Annotated in this window: 21 protein-coding genes and 1 tRNA gene; 12 read left to right on the forward strand and 10 right to left on the reverse strand. The window is 68.3% G+C overall.

All coding sequences use genetic code 11. The features are described 5' to 3' along the window. Positions 1 to 21 precede the first annotated feature (21 nt). Complete coding sequence (locus ACQEUX_RS10730; RefSeq protein WP_433044976.1) at positions 22 to 756, forward strand: hypothetical protein; 735 nt, start codon at positions 22 to 24, stop codon at positions 754 to 756. 112 nt (positions 757 to 868) lie between these two features. Here the strand turns inward: ACQEUX_RS10730 and ACQEUX_RS10735 are convergent, their stop codons facing one another. Both ACQEUX_RS10735 and ACQEUX_RS10740 read right to left on the reverse strand, forming a co-directional pair. Then, positions 869 to 1,252 carry a nuclear transport factor 2 family protein gene (locus tag ACQEUX_RS10735; protein ID WP_433044979.1) on the reverse strand — a complete coding sequence of 128 codons (384 nt, stop codon included), beginning with the start codon at positions 1,250 to 1,252 and terminating at the stop codon, positions 869 to 871. 335 nt (positions 1,253 to 1,587) lie between these two features. Continuing rightward, the gene (locus ACQEUX_RS10740) at positions 1,588 to 2,262 is read right to left on the reverse strand and encodes an HNH endonuclease family protein (protein ID WP_433044982.1); all 675 of its coding nucleotides are present in this window, start codon (positions 2,260 to 2,262) and stop codon (positions 1,588 to 1,590) included. 321 nt (positions 2,263 to 2,583) lie between these two features. Between ACQEUX_RS10740 and ACQEUX_RS10745 the strand changes: the two genes are divergently transcribed. From ACQEUX_RS10745 to istB, 4 genes are all read left to right on the forward strand, one after another. Continuing rightward, positions 2,584 to 3,567 (forward strand): GNAT family N-acetyltransferase, encoded by a 984-nt coding sequence (locus ACQEUX_RS10745; RefSeq protein WP_433049754.1) that lies wholly within the window; start codon positions 2,584 to 2,586, stop codon positions 3,565 to 3,567. A gap of 212 nt (positions 3,568 to 3,779) precedes the next feature. Next, positions 3,780 to 4,844: a hypothetical protein gene (locus tag ACQEUX_RS10750; RefSeq protein ID WP_433044985.1), complete on the forward strand. Its 1,065-nt coding sequence runs from the start codon at positions 3,780 to 3,782 to the stop codon at positions 4,842 to 4,844. A gap of 231 nt (positions 4,845 to 5,075) precedes the next feature. Then, on the forward strand, positions 5,076 to 6,305 hold the full coding sequence (gene istA, locus ACQEUX_RS10755) for an IS21 family transposase (protein ID WP_433040700.1): 1,230 nt from the start codon (positions 5,076 to 5,078) through the stop codon (positions 6,303 to 6,305). Continuing rightward, positions 6,305 to 7,093 carry an IS21-like element helper ATPase IstB gene (gene istB, locus ACQEUX_RS10760; RefSeq protein WP_433040697.1) on the forward strand — a complete coding sequence of 263 codons (789 nt, stop codon included), beginning with the start codon at positions 6,305 to 6,307 and terminating at the stop codon, positions 7,091 to 7,093. Before istA ends, istB begins: the two co-directional genes overlap by 1 nt. Before the next feature lie 210 nt (positions 7,094 to 7,303). Here the strand turns inward: istB and ACQEUX_RS10765 are convergent, their stop codons facing one another. The 4 genes from ACQEUX_RS10765 to ACQEUX_RS10780 form a co-directional block, all read right to left on the reverse strand. Next, the gene (locus ACQEUX_RS10765; RefSeq protein ID WP_433044988.1) at positions 7,304 to 7,783 is read right to left on the reverse strand and encodes a GNAT family N-acetyltransferase; all 480 of its coding nucleotides are present in this window, start codon (positions 7,781 to 7,783) and stop codon (positions 7,304 to 7,306) included. A 542-nt stretch (positions 7,784 to 8,325) separates the two neighbouring features. Beyond that, positions 8,326 to 10,485, reverse strand: a complete 2,160-nt coding sequence (locus tag ACQEUX_RS10770; RefSeq protein ID WP_433044991.1) for a hypothetical protein — start codon at positions 10,483 to 10,485, stop codon at positions 8,326 to 8,328. A gap of 54 nt (positions 10,486 to 10,539) precedes the next feature. Next, positions 10,540 to 10,668: transfer RNA gene (locus ACQEUX_RS10775), tRNA-OTHER, on the reverse strand. A gap of 84 nt (positions 10,669 to 10,752) precedes the next feature. Then, positions 10,753 to 11,427 carry a winged helix-turn-helix transcriptional regulator gene (locus ACQEUX_RS10780; RefSeq protein ID WP_433044994.1) on the reverse strand — a complete coding sequence of 225 codons (675 nt, stop codon included), beginning with the start codon at positions 11,425 to 11,427 and terminating at the stop codon, positions 10,753 to 10,755. 75 nt (positions 11,428 to 11,502) lie between these two features. Between ACQEUX_RS10780 and ACQEUX_RS10785 the strand changes: the two genes are divergently transcribed. Together ACQEUX_RS10785 and ACQEUX_RS10790 are read left to right on the forward strand one after the other, a co-directional pair. Next, complete coding sequence (locus tag ACQEUX_RS10785; protein WP_433044997.1) at positions 11,503 to 12,021, forward strand: pyridoxamine 5'-phosphate oxidase family protein; 519 nt, start codon at positions 11,503 to 11,505, stop codon at positions 12,019 to 12,021. A gap of 90 nt (positions 12,022 to 12,111) precedes the next feature. Next, positions 12,112 to 12,699 (forward strand): dihydrofolate reductase family protein, encoded by a 588-nt coding sequence (locus ACQEUX_RS10790; protein ID WP_433045000.1) that lies wholly within the window; start codon positions 12,112 to 12,114, stop codon positions 12,697 to 12,699. Between the two features lie 421 nt (positions 12,700 to 13,120). Here the strand turns inward: ACQEUX_RS10790 and ACQEUX_RS10795 are convergent, their stop codons facing one another. The 4 genes from ACQEUX_RS10795 to ACQEUX_RS10810 all read right to left on the reverse strand — a co-directional run bounded on the left by ACQEUX_RS10795 (position 13,121) and on the right by ACQEUX_RS10810 (position 16,003). Beyond that, positions 13,121 to 13,561 (reverse strand): hypothetical protein, encoded by a 441-nt coding sequence (locus ACQEUX_RS10795; RefSeq protein WP_433045003.1) that lies wholly within the window; start codon positions 13,559 to 13,561, stop codon positions 13,121 to 13,123. 339 nt (positions 13,562 to 13,900) lie between these two features. Beyond that, positions 13,901 to 14,380 carry a hypothetical protein gene (locus ACQEUX_RS10800; RefSeq protein WP_433045006.1) on the reverse strand — a complete coding sequence of 160 codons (480 nt, stop codon included), beginning with the start codon at positions 14,378 to 14,380 and terminating at the stop codon, positions 13,901 to 13,903. A 213-nt stretch (positions 14,381 to 14,593) separates the two neighbouring features. Continuing rightward, entirely contained in the window at positions 14,594 to 14,944 is a 351-nt protein-coding gene (locus ACQEUX_RS10805; protein ID WP_433045009.1) for a DoxX family protein, read from the reverse strand. Positions 14,945 to 15,064: 120 nt separating this feature from the next. Continuing rightward, positions 15,065 to 16,003 (reverse strand): oxidoreductase, encoded by a 939-nt coding sequence (locus ACQEUX_RS10810; RefSeq protein WP_433045012.1) that lies wholly within the window; start codon positions 16,001 to 16,003, stop codon positions 15,065 to 15,067. Positions 16,004 to 16,083: 80 nt separating this feature from the next. Here ACQEUX_RS10810 and ACQEUX_RS10815 point away from each other — a divergent pair, with 80 nt between their 5' ends. The 5 genes from ACQEUX_RS10815 to ACQEUX_RS10835 all read left to right on the forward strand — a co-directional run bounded on the left by ACQEUX_RS10815 (position 16,084) and on the right by ACQEUX_RS10835 (position 22,610). Beyond that, positions 16,084 to 16,719 (forward strand): TetR family transcriptional regulator, encoded by a 636-nt coding sequence (locus ACQEUX_RS10815; protein WP_433045015.1) that lies wholly within the window; start codon positions 16,084 to 16,086, stop codon positions 16,717 to 16,719. Positions 16,720 to 17,054: 335 nt separating this feature from the next. Next, entirely contained in the window at positions 17,055 to 19,544 is a 2,490-nt protein-coding gene (locus ACQEUX_RS10820; protein WP_433045018.1) for a glycoside hydrolase family 97 catalytic domain-containing protein, read from the forward strand. 27 nt (positions 19,545 to 19,571) lie between these two features. Beyond that, a complete protein-coding gene (locus tag ACQEUX_RS10825; protein ID WP_433045021.1) occupies positions 19,572 to 20,816 on the forward strand; it encodes an ABC transporter substrate-binding protein in 1,245 nt (414 codons plus the stop codon). Then, positions 20,813 to 21,742, forward strand: coding sequence for a carbohydrate ABC transporter permease (locus ACQEUX_RS10830; protein WP_433045024.1), 930 nt, complete (start codon positions 20,813 to 20,815; stop codon positions 21,740 to 21,742). The genes ACQEUX_RS10825 and ACQEUX_RS10830 overlap by 4 nt, the downstream gene beginning before the upstream one ends. Further along, entirely contained in the window at positions 21,735 to 22,610 is an 876-nt protein-coding gene (locus ACQEUX_RS10835) for a carbohydrate ABC transporter permease (RefSeq protein WP_433045027.1), read from the forward strand. Before ACQEUX_RS10830 ends, ACQEUX_RS10835 begins: the two co-directional genes overlap by 8 nt. The last annotated feature ends 13 nt before the right edge of the window (positions 22,611 to 22,623 follow it).

Here is a 22,623-nt window from a genome sequence, read left to right on the forward strand (position 1 = left end):
ACCTGCGGCACCATGATCGCGGTGACTGAGCACCTGGACTGGGTAGACCGCTACATCGCCGGCGAACAAAGGCTGGTGTGGCATGAGCTGCGGCAGCTTGGCAGCCGTGTCCGTGAGCCCGCCTTCGCCCCGCAGGCGCAGGCGGTATGTGACGAGATGGCCCGCCGAGCCCGGAGCAACATCGAAACATTGGTCACGCGCCTGCGCGAGCAGGGCTACCGATTCCACGAGAACAACGACGACCAGACGCCGACAGAGCCGTACACGCCACCGGGCCCCCAGGCCGAAGAGCAGGTTCACTGGCTGGAACAGCGTCTCGGCCTCCTCCCGATGGTGCTGTCGTCGTGGATCCGCATCGTGGGCGACGTGTGGCTGGTCGGAACGCACCCGCAGTGGCCCAGCTCGGCGGCGGCCGACCCGCTCGTGCTCGAACTTGAGGGTTCCCGCTACCCGGACAGCGACATCCGCGAGTACTTCGCGGAAGAGATCGAGACGTGGAAAGAAGACCAGGACGAGCCATTCCTCCTGCCCGTCGCGCCCGATCACTTCCACAAGGACAACGTCAGCGGCGGGGGCCCCTACGGCATCATCCTTCCCGACGCATCCGCCGACGCGCACTTCGTGGGCCAAGTCGGCATGCCCCTGGTGTCCTACCTGAACTGGGCATTTCAGCACGGTGGCTTCCCCCGGCCCACGGGTGACCAGGCGCAGTGGCACGTCATCCGCCAGCTGACAAAAGGTCTCCACCGCCTCTGACGTCGGCCAGCGAACACCTACCCGAGCGCAGGTGAACCACCGCGCCGACGGCTGCCGCACCTACCGCGCGGTCAGCCGGCGTACGCCGGTGACTTCTGCTGGGAGACGGCCATCACCACCGCTCCACGAGATGTTCGCGGCCCTGCGGCGGATCGTATGGTTCGGGCCAGTAGTCGACGACCCGGCTGATCAGTCCACCCTCGGATGTCTCGAGCCAGACGCACGCATCCTGCTGCTCGGCACCTACCCGGACGTCGAGCCACAGGGCAGCCATCCGGCTGTCCGCAACCACCCGTCGCACCCGTAGGTGCCAGTCGCCGGGGTAGTCGATGTTGAACTGCAGGAACGCATCCTTGCCGCGAATGCGCTCCCGAGTCTGTGGCATTTCGTAGACCACATCGTCGGTGAGCAGGCCGGCCAACCCGGGCCAGTCCCGGCGTTCCAAACAATCGACGTAGTCGTGCGCGGTCTGCCGGGTTATGGCGGTGTCGTTCACAACGTGGACGGTACGGCCCGACTGCGACTCTTCGACGGGCGCCAAGATCCGAACCTCAACCGATCGACCGCCACAGGCTTAGCCGGCACAGCCCCGGCTGGTCGCAGTACGTGAGCCGAGCCCGGGGAATTACGTGAGCGAAGACGCATGCGGGCCAGCAGCCCTGACCACGGCCACCGGCGGGCGGGACCTGGCCATGGTCAAGCGCCCTCTCGCCGCCGACGCGGGCGGCCGGTGGCGCAAGCAGGCTGGCGAGGGCGCACAGTCTCCCCCACGGCAGGCATGGCCCGGCCTGCGGAGCGTCCCGCGGGCGCTCCGCAGGCCAAGGCGTCATGTCAGGAGCTGCAGGTGTTGAGCATGCTCTGCAACGCGGACTTTTCCGCGGACTGCAGGGTGAGGCTCCAGTTGTACTTCACGGTGATCCACATTTTGCTGTAGGTGCACCGGTACGACGACAGGGACGGCTGCCAGGTGGACGGGTCCTGGTCGCCCTTGGCCTGGTTGACGTTGTCCGTCACCGCGATCAGTTGCGGGCGGGTGAGGTCGTTGGCGAAGCTCTGCCGGCGGCTCGTCGTCCAGGAGTTGGCGCCCGAGCGCCAGGCCTCGGCGAGGGGGACGACGTGGTCGATGTCGACGTCGGAGGCCGCCGTCCAGGTCGCCCCGTCGTACGGGCTGTACCAGCGACCGGAGGTGGCCGCGCAGGAGCTGTCGACGACGACGGAGGTGCCGTCACGCTTGAGGACCTGCTCGCGGGTGTTGCAGCTACCGCTGATCGTGATCCAGTGCGGGAACAGGTCCCGCGAGTAGCCGCTGGTCGAGCCCTCGGCGGCCACGGTCAGGGCGTTGAGCTGCGACTGCGCCGTCGCCTTCGACGGAATCCCGGGAGGCGTGGCCGACGCCGGCTGCGCGGTGACGCCAACCAGACCGGCACCGGCGACCGCGGCGAGGACGACTGCGGCGGCGCGACGCGTGACGCGTGGGAAACGGGCAGAGACTCGGGTTAACCGCATGAGGGCCTCCTTGGCACTGGGTGGACGGCAACCGTCTCTGACGATCACGTCCATCGAAGGACGCGCCTGTGAAGAGGCGAGAACACAGCCATGAAACTTCGAAGCGCTTCGCTGGCATGCGGATCTGGCCCACGAGCCGAAGTGGGATGGCCTGACCACCCCGACCCACGCGGCTTGATCGAGACCACGGTGAGTTGCTACCGGCGGCGCTGCGTCATCGGTGCGGTCTCGGCCTCTACCGATGCGGGGACGTTGTAGGAGGCTAATCCGTAACTCGGTTGCACGCATGGCGTCCCGTAGGCACGGTGGGCCCTGTGGTGACTGAGATTCGTCCCGTCGAGCCATCGACGACGGGGCCTGCTGCGGGGCATGATGCAGGCGATGTTCACCGATGCCCTGGAGCGTGGTGAGGCGATCGCCGAGCTCAGCGCGAGCGAGGGCAGCATCTACGGGCGGTACGGGTTCTCCCCGGCGACGCTGCGCACCCGATGGGAGATCGAACGCTCGGACGCCCGGCTTGTCGACGCCGATCCTGACCCGGGCAGCCTGGAGCTGGTCGATGCAGCGACAGCGCGGGAGGTGTGGCCCGGGATCTTTGACCGGGTGCGACGGGCACGGGTCGGCGAGATCACGGCACGCAAGGGACGCTGGGCGGGGCTGTCCGATGAGGCCAACGGCACCGACGGACCGCTGCGATACCTCATCCACCGCGACGCCGCGGGGCAGGTGGACGGCATCGCGAACTACCGCCTGCCGTGGTCGACAAACCCCGATGGGGTCGGCGTGCTGGTGGTCGATGCGCTGGAGGCGCTCACCGATGACGCCTACCGAGCCATGTGGTCCCTGCTGCTTGACTTCGACCTCACGCGCAAAGTCGTCGCCCCGACACGACCAGCCGACGAGCCTCTGCGCTGGATGCTACGCAACCCGCGAGCCATGCGCGTCACGCGGCAGTCGGACAACCTGTGGGTACGAGTCCTCGACCTTCGCAAAGCCCTGACCAGCCGCGGCTACGACACCGACGGCCACCTCAGGATCACCGTCGAGAAAGACCCAGAGTGCCCCCACAACGTCGGTACGTGGGAACTTGAGATCAGCAAGGGTGGAGCCGAATGCCGGCGCGTTGATGGCGCCACGGACCTGACCCTGGACATACAGGCACTCGGATCGCTCTACCTCGGGGGGATGTCCGCCGCCACCCTGGCTCGCGCCGGCAAGATCCGCCCACAAGAACCGGATGCCCTGGCCACCCTTTCACGACTCTTCCGCACCGATCCCGAGCCGTTCACCTCGATCGGATTCTGAACCGAGGGTGCATCGGCTCATGCCGCTGGCCGGGCGGCCGGCTTGCCTTGGTACCTCCACGACTACGCCCTGGCGTGCAGCTCACCCTGTCCCCACACGACCAGGCCGCCGAATGATGGCCCGGCCATTCCACTTTGAGGACGTTGGTCGCGGTCTCATGATGGTCTTCGGCACGGAAGCGACTCCCTGAGACCGAACGCTAAGATCGCCGGATGCTGTTCAGGGCGGATCTCGGCAAGCGGGTCGACAATCTGGTCGGCGCGGTGGACAGCCGCGACGACAAGCGGTTCTTCACGGCCCTGCGGGGCATCGTGGGCGCCACGCCGAAGGCGCGCCCTGACGAGGTCGACGCGGCCCTGGCCAGGTTGACTTCGGTGCTCGCCGAGATCCCGCTCGGGATGGGCGGCGAGCTGGCCCAGATTGCCGGCAGCATGGCGGACTATGGCACCGATGTGTCGGTGGTGGTGCCCACACTCGTCGGGCGGGCAACCGACGCGATGGAGCAGGCGGCACGCTTCGCCGAGCTGTACGGTGCGGTGTTCGGGGACCTGCCTGATGCCGATGATGCGGAGCAGATCGGCCCGACGATCGAGCGATTTGTCGAGACGGCTCCCAACCGGGGGATGGCCCAGCCGGACGCCTATAACCTGCTGCAGGCGTGGTTTTCCGGCGGCCAGTGGGTTCAGCCGGTGCTGTACCTCTCGCAGCGTAAGGACGTGCGGGCCGTCCTGCCCGACCGACCGCGGCTCACCGCCGCCGTCGGCGCGATGCGTGAGCACATCGGCACGGCGCATTGGTTGTACGGGCTGCTGCTTGTTCTGGACGACGAACCGCTGGTCGTGCTGCACCGCGCGACCCGACGCGGCTTCCGGGTGACGATAAGCGGCGTCGGCGACAACTTTCAGCTGCACACCCTCCTCGCCGACGCCCTGATCGGCGACGAGGCGCAGGGCCTGGTGCCTGGTCAACGGCCAAGCGCCGCAGAGATCGCGGCGGCCTCCGACGGCGAGGACCTGGCACCGGCAGGCGGCATCCGAGGCAATTTCAACCTGGTCGACGCCCACGGCGAATGGATCTGGAACGAGGGCCGTCCCGCGGATATCCCGAAACTGGAAGGAAGGCGAGTCGTCGTCATCGATCCGCCGCCGTACCCGCGGAGCTGGAACGCCGGCCGGCCATACCCGTTGATGCGCCCGACGGTGACCCTGGATGGCATGCTGCCGGCCGATGAGGCCGGGCACTGGCTCGATCTGGTCAAACCTTCGCAGCGCGAGTAGTCGACCTCGTGCTCCTCGAGCCACTGCGCCAGGTCCGGCAGGGTGTTGGTGGTTGTGGCCGATTGTTTCCGAGATCGATGCGCGACCACAGCAGTGCGTCGACGGCTCGCCCACGAACGAGGATCCGGCCGGTGGTCACGGGCTGTGGAGGATGTGACGACTGTCGGCTCCGCCTGAAAACTGACCCCGTGGTTCCGGCTGAATTTTGACCCCTTCCGGAAGCATCGGGAGGTGCTGAGCGTGGAGGACTGGGCGGAGATCCGTCGGTTGCACCGGGCGGAGCAGATGGCGATCAAGGCCATCTGCCGTCGGCTGGGGGTTTCGCGGAACACGGTGCGCAAGGCCTTGGCCAGTCATGAGCCGCCCCGCTATCAGCGGGCGGCCAGGGGCTCGATCGTGGACGCGGTCGAGCCGCAGATCAGGGCGTTGTTGGCGGAGTTCCCGGACATGCCGACGACGGTGATCATGGAGCGGGTCGGGTGGACCCGCGGCAAGACGGTGTTCGCCGATCGGGTGCAGCAGCTGCGGCCGTTGTTCCGCCGCCCGGACCCGGCCCAGCGGACGGAGTATCTGCCGGGAGAGCTGGCGCAGTGTGATCTGTGGTTCCCGCCGGCGGACGTGCCGTTGGGCTTCGGGCAGGTCGGCCGGCCTCCGGTGCTGGTGATGGTGTCCGGGTATTCGCGGTGGCTGTCGGCGGTGATGATCCCGTCCCGGCAGTCGCCGGACCTGCTGGTCGGACACTGGGCGCTGATCTCCGGCTGGGGGCGGGTGCCGAAGGCTCTGGTGTGGGACAACGAGTCCGCGGTTGGGCAGTGGCGGGCCGGTAGGCCTCAGCTGACGGAGGCGATGAACGCCTTCCGCGGCACTCTCGGCATCCGCGTGATTCAGTGCCGGCCGGCGGATCCGGAGGCCAAGGGCCTGGTGGAGCGGGCCAACGGCTATCTGGAGACCTCGTTCCTGCCCGGACGCCGGTTCGCCTCTCCGGGCGACTTCAACGCCCAGCTGGCCGAGTGGTTGGTGCGGGCGAACAACCGCCAGCACCGGGTGCTGGGTTGCCGGCCGGCTGAGCGGTGGGACGCCGACCGGCAGGTGATGCTGCCGCTGCCGCCGGTCGCGCCGGTGGTCGGTTGGCGGCAGAGCACCCGGCTGCCCCGCGATCATTACGTGCGCTTGGACGGCAACGACTATTCGGTGCACCCGGCCGTGGTCGGGCGGCGGGTTGAGGTCACCGCCGACTGCGACCAGGTGACGGTGGTCTGCGACGGCCGGCCGGTGGCCCGACACGACCGCTGCTGGGCCAAGCATCAGAGCATCACCGACCCCGACCACCGCCAAGCCGCCGCGGACCTGCGCATCGCCGCCCAACGCACCCCGACGACCGCCGTCGACGCCCAGGTCGAACGCCGGCCGTTGAGCGACTACGACCGCCTGTTCGGCCTGGACGTTGAGGTGGCTGCGTGATGGCCGCCAAAACCAGCCGCAACGTTGCCTCGGAGATCGCGTTCCTCACTCGCGCCCTGAAGGCGCCGTCCCTGGCAGCCTCCGTCGAGAGGCTGGCGGAGCAGGCCCGGGCGGAGTCGTGGACGCACGAGGAATTCCTTGCCGCTTGCCTGCAACGCGAGGTCGCCGCCCGCGAAGCCCACGGCGGCGAGGGACGCATCCGGGCAGCCAGGTTCCCGGCCCGCAAGAGCCTGGAGGAGTTCGACTTCGACCACCAACGGTCGTTGAAGCGGGAGACCATCGCCCACCTCGGCACCCTCGACTTCATCACCGGCCGAGAGAACGTCGTCTTCTTGGGTCCGCCCGGCACCGGCAAGACCCACCTGTCCATCGGCCTGGGGATCCGGGCCTGCCAGGCCGGACACCGGGTCGCGTTCGCCACCGCCGCCCAATGGGTGTCCCGCCTCGCCGACGCCCACCACGCCGGCCGTCTCCAAGACGAGCTGGTCAAACTCGCCCGGATCCCACTGCTGATCGTCGACGAGGTCGGCTACATCCCCTTCGAAGCCGAAGCCGCGAACCTGTTCTTCCAACTCGTCTCCAACCGCTACGAACGAGCCTCGCTGATCGTCACCAGCAACAAACCCTTCGGCCGCTGGGGCGAAGTCTTCGGCGACGACGTGGTGGCTGCAGCCATGATCGACCGCCTCGTTCACCACGCCGAAGTCATTTCGATGAAGGGCGACAGCTACCGGCTCAAAGACCGCGACCTCGGCCGCGTCCCCGCAGCCACCAAGACCAACGACTGAACATCAACAACCAGCGAGGGGGTCAAAATTCGGCCGGAACAGAGGGGTCAAGGTTGAGCCGGCGTTGACAGACGACTTCGGCTCCACCAGCGTGCGTCGACTTCCGCAGTGAGGTGCACGTCAGCGACCACGGCGCCCGGTCGGCGTCCCCACGGGGGAGCTGCATGCAACGCACGTGGACGGGCGGGTACTCCGACGTTCCGCCGCAGCTCAACTGGACGGCGTGACCGGGGACCGCGTGCCGAGCCACTGCTCGGCGTCCCAGGCATGGAACCGTTCTACCTCGGTGAACCCCAGCTTTGCCGCAAGACGCATCGAACCGAGGTTTGCGGTCTGGGTGGCGAGCACCACCGGCTCGCCGGGAAGGACATGGTCGAACCATCCGAGTGCCGCCGCGCACGCCTCGGCGGCATACCCGAATCCCCACGCCCGCGGCAGAAACAGGTAACCGAGATCGACCTTCCCGACGACAGCCGGGCGGTGCCTGGCCGGTCTCCTGAGCAGGATCTGGCCGATCATCGCCCCGTCGAGATCAACAGCGAAACTCCCAGGCCACCGCTCGGGCACGTCGGGCAGTTCGCGCTCAAGCGCGTCGCGCGGGCGCGGACCGCCGAGATAGGTGTGCACCTCCGGTGAGGCAAGCAGCTCAATGAACGCCGTACGGTCCCGGGCCTCGGTCTCACGAAGCACGAGCCTCTCAGTCCTGATCGGCTCAGGCGGCCAGGCCACAGAGCCAAGATCTTGCATCCGCGCACGCTAGCAGAACGCTCAACGCCCCAAGCCGATCAAGCCGATCAGGCCTAGGTTCCGACTAGATAATTGGCTTCTGGGACGACAACGGCCGCCCCTTCGTGAGCGGACCCCGGGTCAAGTCGGTGAGCGCCCACACAACTCCCCGATGGCGCTGGCCCAAGTCGAGCGGGTCCGTTTGATGCCCGCCGACCGGCACCCCGACGTCGCCACGGAAGTGATGTCGATGTCGACCAGCGGAGACCACTGCCTGCCACGGCTCGGCCTGATCGGCCTCCGGCTACGGCCGGTGTGGGTGCGACGTCGAGACAGCGGGGCTGCGTCTCCAGCGAAGTCGAAAGGTGGCTGGAGCATCCTGGTGGCTCGCCGGCGAGGGCCGAGGAGAGCGCAGGCGCTGGAAATACCATTCCTCCGCTTGCGCGGAGGTTTCCGAATTGAACGGAAATAGAAGGAAGCGCCTGCATAGCCTCGGCTGTCGCCGCTTACTCAGGGATCAGCTCACCGAGTCGATCAAGTGTATATGCCTCCGATCCGTGTGGCAGACCCTCGGGCGCCTCGATGCCGATGAAGGTGACGGCTTCGTCCGGCAGCCGGCCGTTCCACGTCGTCACCTCGGCCCGTGCGCGCCATCGGTCGACAAGGTAGGAGACCGTGAGGTAGCGCCGCTCCATCAGTGCTCGTACCCGGTCGGCCGTGGTGAACGTGTTGTCCTCCACCCGGTTGAATGACGGCGTACCCCGCAGATACAGGTGGAGCCACACGGCTTGCCAGCCACGCTCACCCTTGGCGAACACCATCGGCAACGCGACCCGGCCCTGGCCGCGCAGATGCGAACGCGCCCGCACGGTGCGTGCGTCGAACGGCGCCCCGAGCTGGTCCCGAGTGCGGGTCTGGTACCCGAACATCGACTCGGCGACCTCGTCGAACGACTCGCCTGCATAGATGTTGACCTGCGGAACCACATACTGCCCGCCGGCTGCCAGGGGCACGTCGATGAACTCGGTCGCACCGTTCGCCGCGTCGGTGACGTCGCCGGAATGCACCACGCCGTCGTGGCGATAGTTTGTCCAGGACACCTGGCCCGCACCGTGGAACTCGTCATCGAGCAGCAGCACCGACAGGTCGTAGTCGGTGCGGCGACTTGCCTGGCGCCAATAGGTGAAGAAGCGCAGGACCTCACCGGGCACCGACGCCCGCGAGCCTCTCGGCAGCACCGCGAATCCACCTTCGGTGGCCTTGCCGGACAGCGGCAGTGCGACGTCGAGCACCTCCGGGTCCACCAGCAGCGGTCGTTCCGGCTGCGGCAGGCGGGCGCTGATCTCGGCGTCGAGCAGCGACGACAGCTCGGCCACGAGCCCGGCCGGCAGTGGCGGCCGCTCGTCCGGACCGACCCACGCGTTGCGCGAGCGGCTCGCGTACATCCGTGCGGACACGGGCGTCAGCCGGTTGTCGACATGCTCCCGCAGCGAGAGGAGCACTCGGCCCGACGCCGAGCCGAGCGCACCGGTGACCGCTTCGACGACAGCGGGTCGCTCCGACGGCGACGCCAGCCGCAGCAGCCGGTCCGCAGATCGCAGGAGCAGGCCCGGCGCGGCCGACAGCACCGATGCGGCCGGGCCGATGGCTCCGGCGCGGATCGCCGCCTCCGCGCGGCCCGCGAGGTTGGACACCCGCCGCTCGCCACGCGCGACCGCGAACACCGCCTGCGCGTGCGGCCACTGGTCGTACTCGTGCGGGTGCAGCCGTTCCCCGAGCCGCTTCCACCGCTCCGCGTAGCGCACGACGTCCCCGAGCTTGTCCGGGTTCGCACCGACGACCTTGTTCAGGGCTTCCAGCAGCATCCGCCGTTCCGGGCGCCGGAAGGCACGAAACCGCGTGGGTGTCATGAGCGAGGCGTCCCCGCCGGAGACCTGGCAGGCAAGGCGCAGCACGTCGGTCGTCGTGTCCACGCCGATCAGCGGTCGGCCGAGGACGAGCCGGATCCCGTTGAGTACGGCACGGTTCTCCCGTACCGGAACCTCGGCCGGCTGCGCGCCGTCCATGCAGGCGACTGCGAGCTCGCTGAGGAGCGCGAGGTCCGCCTCGCCGTGTGGCGTCGCGCCACCGGCCATGGCCAGATACAGCCGCGCTGCCTCCACGTCGACGGTGTCGCCGAGGCGCAGCAGGGTCACCCGGTCACCGGCTGCGGCGATCAGGTCGTCGTGCGCGGCCAACAGCTCGGCGTAGGTGTGCTGATAGGTCCCGTACGCCGGCAGGTCCAGCAGGTTCACCCCACCCGAGGCGACGGCGTCCCGCAGCTGCGCGTCGGTCGCCGTGCCCCCGCCGGCGAGTACGGCCGCCCGTAGCCGGTCCGTCCAGAACTCGATGGTGTCCGGCACGTCGTCCGGAAAGCCGATGAAGTAGGCGTTGTGCTGGACGTGGTCGCCGACCAGCTCGCGCACCGCCGAGACGACCGTGGCGGCGAGGTCCATCGCCGGTGCGGGGTCCAGGGTGCCGATGTGCTCCAGCAGAGCCCGCGACGCCGAGAACCCGACGTCGAGCAGTGCCGCGTCCAGTTGCCGGGCCACCGTCGTGCCGTCGCCAGCCACGCCAGTGCTGGCCGGCACGCACAGTGTCTTCTGGATGATCAGATTCTCGAGCATGTGGTCCTCCCCCCGGTCGACTCCGCCCGTTACCGGCCTGAGGCCGGGGCACAGTGGGTCGCCGGGGACTCGAACCCCGAACCCTTCGATCCAACTAGGAGAAGGAAGCGCTCCCGTGACCGCACAGGCGGAGAGCGGACGCGCTACTCAGTCGAATGCTCTATCCAGTTGAGCTAGCGACCCAGATGTCGATCATCGCACCGGCCGGGTCGACATCGCTACCGACTTTCCGAGTCACTGCCGGACACGGCGGACCGGTAGTCGGCGTCAGGGCGTGGCCGGCTGGGGTGCGGGGGTGAACGGGGCCAGGAGGAGGTCGGTCAGGCGCTGCTTGGCCTGCTTGTCGCCGCTCAGGCGCAGTACTCCGGAGTCCAGTGCCGCTGCCATGGTGATCTGGTGGCCACAGACGGCACGGAGGGTGTCGATGTCGGTGGTGAGCGTCGCGTCGGGTTCGGGCGCCGTACCGCGACGGATCTGAACCGAGTCGTCGGCGACTTCGGCGAGATACGTGTCGGCGTCGATGTGGAACTCATAGACGCCGCGCAGGTCCGCGGCTCGCGCCGGGTCGAAGGTTGCTTTGATGCTCAGCAGCAGGGAGTCGATGCCGAGGGCACCCTCGGGTAGCTGCGGGGACTGACTCCCCCAGCGGCCGAACTGCAGGAGGATGGGCTCCAGGGCGCGGCCCCACTCGGTGAGTTCGTAGAGGTGGACCCGCGTCGGCGGACCCAGGTCCCGCCGTTGCACGACGCCGTGCTCGGTCAGCTGGCGCAGCCGCTGGCTCAGCACGTTCGGGCTCACACCGGGCAGGCCGCCGAGCAGGTCGTTGAAACGCCTGGGGCCGAGCAGGAGGTCGCGTACCACCAGCAGCGCCCATCGTTCCCCGATGACATCCAGCCCACGCGCGACACCACACGGATCCCCATAGCTACGCATGCCGCTCATGCCGCTCAGCCTACCTCGATCCTTTTTAAGGAGTGTCACTTGTTTTATAGGAGTTAACCTTCTAGCGTGGCCTTCATGAGCCTGCCCAACACGGAAACGGCGAGCCTGCCGCAAGGTGATGTGAAGCTGCTGGACAGCGCGGTGGCGCAGCGCCTGCTCGTCGCGCCCCTGGCACGCCTCGCCTACACCAGTGAGGACGGAACGCCGCGGTTGATCCCGGTGAACTTCCTGTGGACCGGCGAAGAGGTGGTCGTCGGCGCGTTCGCTGGCACCTACAAGATCCGTGACCTGCGCGTCCGGCCGGACGTGGCGATCTGCATCGACACCGCGGACGGGCTTCCAGAGGTGCTCATGCTGCGCGGGAAAGTCACCCTGACGGAGGTCGAGGGCGTCCTGCCTGAGTACGCCGCCATCCAGCGAGCGGGAATGGGCGACGAGGTGGGCAACGCCTACCTGAAGGCGATCGACAAGCCGGGCCTGCGGATGGTCCGGATCGGCCTGCGCCCAACGTGGGTCGGAGTCGTCGACTTCCAGCAGCGGTTCCCGGCGCGGACACCGGAGCCCGTCCGGGCCGCGCTCAGAGGTGGTCGATAGCCCGCCCACGGTCAGGCCGGGCACACCCGGATCTGGGCGGCAGACCGACCAGGACGCCGAGGATCAACGCACCATGACGGAGGACGAGAGATGCGCAAGATTGTCGTGTCGATGTGGACCACCCTCGACGGATTCGTCGCCGGCCCAGACGACGAGATGGACTGGCTCCTGGTCGACGACCAGCTCCAGAAGTACGAGCGTGAACTGGTGGACCACGCCGGCAGCCTGCTGCTGGGCCGCGTCACGCACGCCGACTTCGCCGGCTACTGGCCGGCGGCCGCCCAGAACCCCGATGAGCCGGACGACGTACGAGGATACGCCCAGCGTATCGACGCCCTGGAGAAGATCGTCGTCTCCGCCTCAGGAAACACCGCAACCTGGAAGAACACCCGGAGACTCACCCACGTCGACCCCGACGAGATCATCGAGCTCAAGCGCGAGCCCGGCGGGGACATCGTGGTCTACGGCAGTCTCACAGTGATCCAGTCCCTGGCTGACCACCGGCTCATCGACGAGATCCACCTCCTGGTGCACCCCCTGTACCTACGCCACGGCAAGGCGCTGTTCAACAGCGAACAACCACCCGCACGACTGCGGCTGATGTCCGCCGAACCCTTCGCCTCCGGGGTCGTCCTCATGAAGTACCAGCCAATCAACAACATCCGAACCACCTCCTGAGCTCGCCTGACCACCGGCTGCTCGGGCCGGTCGAGGTGTGGACTCCGCCGGTCGGCGCGAGCTGCCCGGTTGCCCCGGCCTGACGCAACGGCGTCGTCACGACGACACAGACGGTAGGTCGTCCGCCCGGTCCGACGGAGGTCGGACCGGGCGGACCACTTGACAGCAAGGGCACTGCTCGGGGTCCGGGTCAGAGCTCAAGCCCGACGGGCCCACTACTACAGCCTCAAGCTCAAATTCAGCAATGACCCGAACGGCGACTGCCGCCCAAGGTTGCGAGATTGACCAATCCGTCCGGCACGCCCCACCGGAAAGGGAAGTAGTAATGGACTGTCGAACGCAACGAGCGCCTAGGCTAAGCAGCAGCCGCGTACCGGAAGCTTTTATGCCTAGAGGCGCCGATCCAGGTGGGTCAAGCCCATCAGTTCCGACTATATGTGTCGAGCTCGTATGCGCCGCCATGGGTCTCGTCTATGGCGGTGATATCGATATAGTTGATGGCAACGCCAGCGGTGCCGGTGTCTCCATCCAGCGTAATATCGGTAATGTTCGAGAATTCGGTGTTCGCCGATCCTGCACAGCGCTCAGCCGTGGTTCGGTAATCGATTACACCGCCGAAGCCAAAGAAGCCGCCCCGCCCGCACTCACCCGCCCGCACCCATAGTCGGATATTCCGCAGACTCACCGAGCGGTTGTGCCATTCGATATCGCCCCGAACCCGAACAGCCAGGGCTCCCGACGCCGCGTGATGGTAGCTAACCGAGAACGTATAGTCAGTGGCCTGCGCTGGGGTTGCCACAACAACCGCTGGCAAAGTTCCCACGGCGATCGCTAAGCATAGCCCGATCACGTTCCTGCGCATGTGAGACCCCGTTTCTCGACGCGTTCAGGTTGGATCATGGAGTGCCGGTAATCACGTTACGTCAGGGCACAGGCAGGCGTCAATCAGATGATCTCAAATACTGCAGTTTCAGAAACGTTCAGCGGACACTCATCATCGAACTCAGCCACCTCCTGCCGTACGGGTGGTGTGATCCATCAAAGACCTCGCGTGGCGGCCGGGCAAGCGTAACCGCCATGGCGATGCCGGCTACGCCCAACAGTTCGGCACCTTCTACGGCGCCTCGGAGACCGACGACGCGCGGCATTCCGGGATCGCGCTGTTAAACAGCTGGGAAGCCCCTGTGGGAGGTGTGGCAAATCAGCCGTGACTGTCGCCTCGTGATCGGCGGAGGTAGGAGACCGTGGTCATGGCGAGCAGCACCGCGCCGATGAAGAAATAGGTGTTGATCGCCAGGCCGGCCCACAGCTCAGCCGTGGAGATGTCTTCCGCCCCGACGAAGCCGCCTCGGCGGATGCCTGTCGCCATCAGCAGGTTTTCGACCATCCCGGGTACCCCTCGGACGACGAGTAGCGCGCTGCCAAACCACAGCGGCGTGAGGAGCACCCACCGCGGGACGCGTCGTCCCCATGGCCGGACGGTGGCTACAACGACAGCCGCCCCGACGGCCGACATGAGGATGAGAGTGATGTTGAAGATCACGTACGCCCTCAGGCCCCAAGGTCCGTCGCCGGTCGGATCGTCACCGGGGAGGAACACCGCCACCACGTGGGACACGACGAAAAGGATCAGCCACGCGAACGTGCCGTACGCCCAACGAGTGCTGCCGTGAACTCTCATATCACCAGGATCGTCGCCTCGGTCGCCATGGCGCCTCCCGTCCTGAGGGGGGTTCATCTCCCGCATTGGAGGGAGGCTCGTGCTCGCGAGCGGCGACCGAGTCGGACGGTGGCTGGCCGTCGACCACGGTGGACATGCCCATTCGGCAGGCGGTCATCGCTCATGTGGCCTCGCGCCCGGTCGCCGCGCTTCACGGCCTGGCGTCCCCGCGAATCACCAGTGGTAGCCCAGGTTCACGGTCAATGCGGCCACCGCGGTGGAGAAGAACACGGCCCATCCCACAAGCTGGCGGGACCCGACGCGCAGGTGCGCAACGAGCGCGCCGATGAAGTACAGCACGAGGCCAGCGGCGGCGAGGGTGCCCAGCAGTGGCACGACGAACCCGGCCAGCAGTCCCGAGGAGCCTGCCGCCAGCAACATTCCCAACACCGGTACCCACGACCGCGGCACCCGCTTCATGTCCGCCTGGGCCTTTGGATAGTCGTGGCCGATCAGGTATGTGACGGCGGCGATGCCGTTGAAGACCGCGGCGAGGATGGTGCCCGTGACGTAAGCGGCGAACATGAATCTCCCCTTCGTGGTTTCTTGAAGGACGAGCTAGCGCCGTGGGTTGTGACTGCCGCCAGATGGGTGCTGCGAGCACCCTCAACACCTTGATGGCATCCGGGCCGTCGGTCAGGACGGTCAGCTCGTTGGCCGCAGCGAGCTGAACCGTACGCCGGTGGCCCGTTCGGACAGCTCCCACAGGCGGCGACCGTGCTCTGGGTCGGTCGCGGCCGCAGACAGTTTCCCCAGCGCGGGATGGCCGCGCAGCTCGGCCGGCCCGCCGGGGGCGACGAGCTGACCCGGCCGCGCCGTGGGGTCGGTGGCGGCGAACAGTTGCGGCCAGGCGCCGCGGTCGGCCGGCTGGGCGAGTAGGGGGTTGCCGATCCGGCCCAGCAGTATCCGCCAGATCGGGGTGGTGACGCTGGTCTGGAGGTTCGTGGCGGTGTAGCCGGGGTGGGCGAGGAAGCTCCGTAGCGGACTGTTCGCGGCGCTGAGCCGGCGGTGCAGCTCACAGCCGAAGATCGCGTTGGCCAGCTTGGATGTGTTGTAGAAGCCCATCGGCGAGTAGCCCTGCTCGCCGGTCGGGTCGACGAAGGGCAGCTTCGCCTGCCGGTGGTTGACCGATGTGACCGTGACCACCCGCGGGTCACGGCCGGCCAGCAACAGCTCGAGCAGGAGCCCGGTGAGAGCGAAGTGTCCAAGGTGGTTGGTCGCGAACTGCACCTCGTGCCCCTGAGGGCTGAGGGTACGTGGCGGGGCCATCACCCCAGCGTTGTTGATGAGCACGTCCAACCGGCGATGCTCGGCGTGCATCCGGTCGGCGAACTCCCGCACCGAGTCGAGGTCGGCCAGGTCGACCCGCCGTACCTCCAGATCGGTGGTGGGCAAGGAGGCGGCGATGCCGGCAGCCGCACGGCGGCCCTTCTCCTCGTCGCGGACGGCCAGCACCACGCGCGCGCCGTGAGCGGCGAGCGCCCGGGTGGTGACCAGGCCGAGTCCGCTCGTGGCTCCGGTAACGACGAAGGTGCGGTCGCTCAGGTCGGGGATCCGTTCCGCGGTCCACCCATCAGCAGTCATGCGTCCCACTGTGCTGTCGGTGGCACTGGGTGTCAAGGTGTGCGCCAGATGTCATGATTGGCATGACATAGCATCAGCGAATGAGATCTCGTGCGGACAGCAGCCTGGCGGAACGCAAACGCCAGCTCGTCGCCGGCGAGCTGCGCGACGCCGCCCTGATGCTGCTCGCCACCCGGGGCTTCGACGTGGTGACCGTCGACGACATCGTGGCGGCGGCCGGCATGTCGCGGCGCACCTTCTTCCGCTACTTCGCGTCGAAGGAGGACGTCGTCGTCCGGTTCCTGGCCGACATGGGCGCGGACATCGTCGCCGAACTCGCCGCTCGACCACGCGCTGAGCCACCATCGGTCGCACTGCGCCACGCCCTCTGGGTGCCCCTCGCCGCCTGCACCGACCACGCCGACCACGCCGAACGAGCCCGCGTCGTGGTCCGGCTCATCCTGGACACCCCTGCCCTGCATGCCCGCTGGCTGGAGCACCAGATCGAGTGGCGCGCCGATCTGGCCGCCGAGCTGGCCGACCGCCGCAGCCTCGACCCGGACATCGACCCCTACCCGCGGATGGCCGCCGGGATGGCCCTGCTGGCACTCGACACGGTGCTCCAGCAGTGGCAGGCGGGCGACGACGAGCAGCACCTGGCCGAGCTGACAGACCGCGCTCTCGCCGTCGTGGCGCCGGCCCTCGACGCGCCTACCGCGTCGCACGGCGCCGGCTGAGCGGCACCCCGCCGACAGCCCGCCACGGAGGCAAGGCCGTCGGAGCCTAACCCTCGGCTCCGAGGTCCTCGCGTTCGACGCCGACCGTCCCGCGTCCGCCGACGCCCCGGAACTTCGTCGGACGACGTACGCAACCGAGCCGTCGTCGTGCGCTGATCGTCCCTGTCGAGGGGCCGTGGATGCTGTCTCGCTGCCACACCGCATCCTCAGACAGAAGCGAATCGTCCAGGCTTCGAGTTCGAATGAACATTCCCGGCGGGCTGCCGCGAGCCTAGCGTCGGAAGCCGCCGTGCAGGGGATCCGCCCGCTCGGTTCCCGCACGGCACGGAGACGATGTGGTCAACGAGATCGGCCCGACGGCGCTGCCCGCGCGCGTCGAGCCCGAGGTGAAGACGCGAGCGGACGGCGTCGTCCTGCGTGTGCGGCGCGACGGGCGAACCGTCCTCGACGGGGTCCGGCTGGGCCTCCGCGTCGGCGGCGTCGACCTGGACGTCGGTTCGGTCCTCCTGCGCTCCCGCGACCGCGAGATCACCGACGAGTGGACCGCCCGGTCCGGCAAGGCGGCGGGAATCCACCGGTACGCGCATCGTGAGACGGTCCACGAGCTGCGCCATGCGAGTGGCCTCGAGTGGCAGATCCACGTCAGGGCAAGTGTGGACGGGGTGGCCGTCCGCTACGTGCTCGCCCGCCTGGAGGGCCACGGCCGCCTCGACGCCGACCGCACCCGGCTCACCGTCGAAGCCGACGCCCGCGTGTGGGCGCTCGACTACCAGACCTGGTACGAGACGCCACGCTTCGGTGCCGACGTCGCCGAGCTGCCACCCGGCGCCTACGGGTTCCCGCTTCTCGTCCGCTCGCCCCAGGCGGGGGTGTATCTCCTGCTCACCGAGGCGGCGATCGACGGCCGCTTCAGCGGCGCCCACGCCGAGATCCGCGACGACGGCGAGGCGCGGTTCGCGCTGGCCGACGAGTCGGTCGAAATCACGCGTGGTCCCGTGACTCCCTGGCGGGTGTTCATGATCGGCGACCTCGCCGCGATCGTCGAGAGCCGCTTCGTCGACGAGTTGGCGCCCGCACCCGACCCGTCGTCCGACGCGCGGTGGGTACGTCCGGGGCGCGCCGCCTGGTCGTGGTGGTCGGACTTCTACTCCGGTGCCCAGCTGCACCGGCAGCGGCACTTCGTCGACATCGCCGCGCGCCTCGGCTGGGAGCATCTCCTCATCGACTGCGGCTGGGACGAGACGTGGGTGCCCGAGATCGTGACCTACGCGAGTCGCCGCGGCATCCAGGTGCACCTGTGGGCGGTCTGGCACGACCTCGACGGGCCGGAGAATCTGGCGAAGCTGGCCCTGTGGCGGTCCTGGGGGGTCGCCGGCATCAAGGTCGACTTCATGGAGTCCGAGTCGAAGGAACGCTACCGCTGGTACGACACGATCCTCGCCGAGACCGCCCGGCTCGGTCTACATGTGAACTTCCACGGTTCGGTCATCCCGCGCGGGTGGGCGCGAACCTGGCCCCAGGTCATCGGCTACGAAGCCATTCGCGGCAGCGAGTACTACGTCTTCTACGAGGGCACGCCCCTGACCGCCGCGCACAACGTGATCCAGCCGTTCACCCGCAACGCGGTCGGGGCGATGGACTACACGCCTGTCGCGTTCGGGGCGCCGGGGCGGACCACGAGCGACGGCCACGAGCTGGCGCTCAGCGTGGCGTTCGAGTGCGGCATCACCCACTTCGCTGACGACGTCGACGCCTACCTTGCCAGGCCGGACGCTGCGCGGTTCCTCGCGGAACTCGGGCCCGTGTGGGACGAGACGGTACTGCTCGCCGGTGACCCCGACCACGAGGCCGTCATCGCCCGCCGATCCGGTGACCGCTGGTTCATCGGCGGCATCGCCACCGGGCCGGCGCGCCGTCTCACCGTCCCGCTCGACCGGCTTGCGCTTGGGCCGGCTGATGCGTGGATCGTCGGCGACGGCGCCGAGGGCGGCCTGGCCTCCCAGCGGCGACCCGTCGACGACAAGCTGGTCGTCGACGTGGCGGACAACGGCGGCTTCGTCGCCATCGTCGCCACCCGCGGCGCCCGAATGCACCGAGCCGTCGAGCGGCCCGAGCAGGCCGCCCCGCGGGTGGACCTGCCCGTCCAACTGCTCGGCCCGGACGGCGGGGCCATCCTGCGGACCGACGGACACCTGCGGCTACCGCCCGGCTGGTCGGCGGAACACCTCGACGGTGACTGCTGGAGGGTCTCTGCGCCCGCCTCCCTGCCACCCGGTCGGGCTGGCGTGGTCACGGTCGAAACGCCGGGCGAGGACGGCGTCCCGATCGTGGCGCACGCCCGCCTGTTCCGACCTCTGACGCCCGGCTCCCATCGCCTGTCCGCGCTGACCATGGTCGCGTTCGAGAACGAGAGCGGCCCGATCGAACGCGACCAGAGCAACGGCGGCGGCAACCCGGGCGACGGCCGCCGCATGAGTATCGCGGGCACGGAGTTCGACGACGGGCTCGGCGCGTCCACGCCGTCGCGGATTGAGCTCTACCTGGGTGGTTCGGTCACCCGCTTCACCGCCCGCATCGGCGTCGACGACGAAACCCCGGGCACCGCCGCCCGGATGAGCGTGCACGCCGACGGGGTCGAGCTGTTCAGCGCCGACGTCCGCTCCGGCGAACCCCCGCGCGACATCGACGTCGGCATCCCCGGCGCCGCCACGCTGAGCCTGCGCGCGGACACCCTGCCCAACCACCCGGAGCCGGCCCACGTCGACTGGGCGTCGGGCCGCCTCCACCTGCACCACCACACCGCCACCACCCCGGCCGAGCACTGACGCTCGGCCACCCACCAAGGAGAAACCATGCGAAACGGCAAGAGATGGGTCGCCGCCGCGGCCGTACTGGTCACCCTCGCCGCGACCGGATGCAGTAGCACCGGAGGCGATGGCAAGGTCACCTTGAGCTACGCGACCTGGAGCGACGACCAGAAGCCGGCCATGGAGGCGATCGCCACGGCCTTCGAGGACAAACACCCCAACATCGACGTCCAGGTGCAGGTCCTGCCATGGCCCGAATACTGGTCCACTCTGCAGGTCGGGGCCGCAGGACGCACCGCACCCGACGCGTTCTGGATGCTCGCCGACCAGTTCCCCGCCTACGCCAAGGGCAACCAACTGCTCGACATCACCGACGCGGTCAAGACGGCGGGCGTCGACCTGGCCGCGTACCCCAAGGCCGTCCTTGACCTGTACGACGTCGACGGCAAGCTTTTCGGCCTGCCGAAGGACTTCGACACGAACGCGATCTGGTTCAACAAGGCCCTTTTCGACAAGGCAGGCGTGGCCTACCCGAACGACAACTGGACCTGGGACGACGCGCGTGCGGCCGCCCGTAAACTCACCAACCCCGCCGCCGGCGTCTGGGGCATCGCCGCCCCGATCGACCGACAGGGCGGCTACTACAACAGCATCTACCAGGCCGGCGGCACGGTGATCGGCGCCGACGGCAAGGCCGCCATCGACAGCCCGGAGGCCGTTTCCGGTCTGCAGTTCTGGACCCAGATGCACGCCGACGGCCTCTCGCCGACGCTCAAGCAGCTCTCGGACACCGAAGCCGTGCAGATGTTCATGGACCAGAAGGTCGCCATGTACTTCTCCGGCTCCTTCTGGGCCCAGCGCATCTACGGCGACCAGGCGCTGCGCCCCCACGTCGGTGTCGCGCCGCTGCCGAAGGCGAAGCAGCGGGCCACCATGATCAGCGGCATCCTCAACGCCGGATACGCCGGCACCAAGCACCCCAAGGAACTCGCCGAATTCCTCATCTTCGCCAGCGGCAAGGACGCGGCTGTCATCCAGGCCAAGAGCGGCGCGGTGCTGCCCGCCTACCAGAACACCCAGCAGGGTTGGCTCGACGCGATGCCCGAGTTCAACCTCAAGGTCTTCGTCGACGCCGTCGACTACGCGGTGCCGCTGCCGATCGCCGGTGACGCCGCCAAGTGGACCGGTCTCGAAACCCAGTACCTCGGCCCGGCGTGGGAAGGCAAGCAGGCCGCTGCCGACGCCGCCCGGGCGTACAACACAGCCATCAACGAGGTCCTCGCGCAGTGACCACCGACATCGCCAGCCCTCCCCCGCGGCAGCGCAAGCGCCGCGGGGGAGGGCTCCTGCCCGCACCCGGATGGGGCTACCTGATGATCGCCCCGGCGCTCATCGGCCTCGTCGCCCTCTACGTCTGGCCGTTCCTCACCACGTTCGGCAAGAGCTTCATGGACGTTCCGGCCTTCGGGCCCGGGACGTTCACCGGAGTCGACAACTACACCGAACTGCTCGGCGACGGACGCTTCTGGCAGGCCCTGCGCAACTCCGCGCTCTACACCGCGATCCTGCTGCTCGGCCTCCCCGCCGCGATCGTGCTCGCCGCGCTCATCGAGCAGGTCGGCCGCGCCCGCGCCTTCTACCGGGTCCTGTTCTTTCTGCCGGTCGTGACGCTGCCGGTCGCGATCAGCATGGTCTGGCGCTTCATCTACAACGGCGACTTCGGCCTGCTGAACTACGTCCTCTCCCTGGTCGGCGTCCCCGGACAGTACTGGGTCGCCGATGCGACCTTCACGATCTACGCGGTCGGTGCCGTCGGCATCTGGATGAGCCTCGGCATCAACCTCATCATCCTCGGAGCTGGACTCCAGTCGATCCCGCAGGACCTCTACGAGGCCTCCGCGCTCGACGGAGCGGGACGGGTCCGCCAGTTCTTCCGGATCACCCTGCCGCTGCTGTCGCCGAGCGTGTTTCTGGTGACCGTGCTGACCGTGATCTCCGCGCTGCAGATGTTCGACCTGATCTTCGTGATGCTCCGCAGCGTCAACAACACCGCGCTCGCCGACTCGAAGACCATCGTCTACCTCTTCTACGAGAAGGCCTTCGTGGAGTTCGACCAGGGCTACGGTGCGGCGATCGCGATCGTGCTCCTCATGGTGATCATGGCCGCGACCCTCGTCCAGTTCCGCCTGCAACGTCGGTGGGTGTTCTATGACTGATCAGATCCTGCGCAGCAGGCGCATGGAGCGCGCGGCAGCCGCATCCAAGGCCTCCCGCCACGGCGAGTGGGTCATCCACCTCGTCCTCGCCGTCGCGGCAGTCGTCATGGTGGCGCCGTTCGTCTGGCAGCTGCTCACCATCTTCAAGTCCAACCGCGAAGCCTCCCAGATGCCGCCGACGTTCCTGCCCGAGGACCCGACCACCGGCGCCTTCACCACGTTCTTCGGCTCGGTGCCGTTCTGGGCGCAACTCACCGTCTCCGTGTCCGCGCTCGTACTCCGCGTCATCGGGCAACTCGCCGTCTCGGCGCTCGCCGGTTACGCGTTCGCCCGGCTCCGGTTCCCCGGACGCCGGATCCTGTTCGGGCTGTTCATCGCCATGCTCATGGTGCCCAGCCAGCTGTTCCTCATCGGGCAGTTCGAGATCATCAGGGACCTCGGGATGCTCGACACCATTCCCGCCCTGGCGATCCCGGGCATGTTCTCGGCCTTCGGGATCTTCCTGATGCGGCAGGCCTTCATGTCGATCCCCGCCGGGTTCGAAGAGGCCGCCCGACTCGACGGCGCCGGACCCCTGCGGACGTTCTGGGACATCATGCTGCCCATGGCCCGGCCGACCATGGCGGCGCTGGCCGTCCTCACCTCGCTCTACTCCTGGAACGATCTGCTCTGGCCGCTCATCGTGACCCCGCGCGGTGACAAGCGCCCCATCACCGTCGGCCTGGCCGGGCTCCAGGGCCAGTTCGGAACCGACTACCCGACCCTCATGGCCGGCGCCCTCGTCGCGTCGCTGCCGCTCATCCTCATCTTCCTGGCGCTTCAGCGGCAGTTCTTCTCCGGCATCGCGAGCAGCGGCTTGAAAGGCTGAACCACTGTCGGGC

This window comes from Micromonospora sp. CA-259024, assembly GCF_050936255.1.
Taxonomy (GTDB): Bacteria; Actinomycetota; Actinomycetes; order Mycobacteriales; family Micromonosporaceae; genus Micromonospora.

Excerpts from the sequence above, each read along its gene's own strand:
- ACQEUX_RS10740 (WP_433044982.1), bottom strand. The coding sequence starts at position 2,262 with ATGCGGTTAACCCGAGTCTCTGCCCGTTTCCCACGCGTCACGCGTCGC.
- ACQEUX_RS10750 (WP_433044985.1), top strand. The coding sequence starts at position 3,780 with ATGCTGTTCAGGGCGGATCTCGGCAAGCGGGTCGACAATCTGGTCGGC.
- istB (WP_433040697.1), top strand. The coding sequence starts at position 6,305 with ATGGCCGCCAAAACCAGCCGCAACGTTGCCTCGGAGATCGCGTTCCTC.
- ACQEUX_RS10770 (WP_433044991.1), bottom strand. The coding sequence starts at position 10,485 with ATGCTCGAGAATCTGATCATCCAGAAGACACTGTGCGTGCCGGCCAGC.
- ACQEUX_RS10780 (WP_433044994.1), bottom strand. The coding sequence starts at position 11,427 with ATGAGCGGCATGCGTAGCTATGGGGATCCGTGTGGTGTCGCGCGTGGG.
- ACQEUX_RS10785 (WP_433044997.1), top strand. The coding sequence starts at position 11,503 with ATGAGCCTGCCCAACACGGAAACGGCGAGCCTGCCGCAAGGTGATGTG.
- ACQEUX_RS10790 (WP_433045000.1), top strand. The coding sequence starts at position 12,112 with ATGCGCAAGATTGTCGTGTCGATGTGGACCACCCTCGACGGATTCGTC.
- ACQEUX_RS10795 (WP_433045003.1), bottom strand. The coding sequence starts at position 13,561 with ATGCGCAGGAACGTGATCGGGCTATGCTTAGCGATCGCCGTGGGAACT.
- ACQEUX_RS10800 (WP_433045006.1), bottom strand. The coding sequence starts at position 14,380 with ATGAGAGTTCACGGCAGCACTCGTTGGGCGTACGGCACGTTCGCGTGG.
- ACQEUX_RS10805 (WP_433045009.1), bottom strand. The coding sequence starts at position 14,944 with ATGTTCGCCGCTTACGTCACGGGCACCATCCTCGCCGCGGTCTTCAAC.
- ACQEUX_RS10810 (WP_433045012.1), bottom strand. The coding sequence starts at position 16,003 with ATGACTGCTGATGGGTGGACCGCGGAACGGATCCCCGACCTGAGCGAC.
- ACQEUX_RS10815 (WP_433045015.1), top strand. The coding sequence starts at position 16,084 with ATGAGATCTCGTGCGGACAGCAGCCTGGCGGAACGCAAACGCCAGCTC.
- ACQEUX_RS10825 (WP_433045021.1), top strand. The coding sequence starts at position 19,572 with ATGCGAAACGGCAAGAGATGGGTCGCCGCCGCGGCCGTACTGGTCACC.
- ACQEUX_RS10835 (WP_433045027.1), top strand. The coding sequence starts at position 21,735 with ATGACTGATCAGATCCTGCGCAGCAGGCGCATGGAGCGCGCGGCAGCC.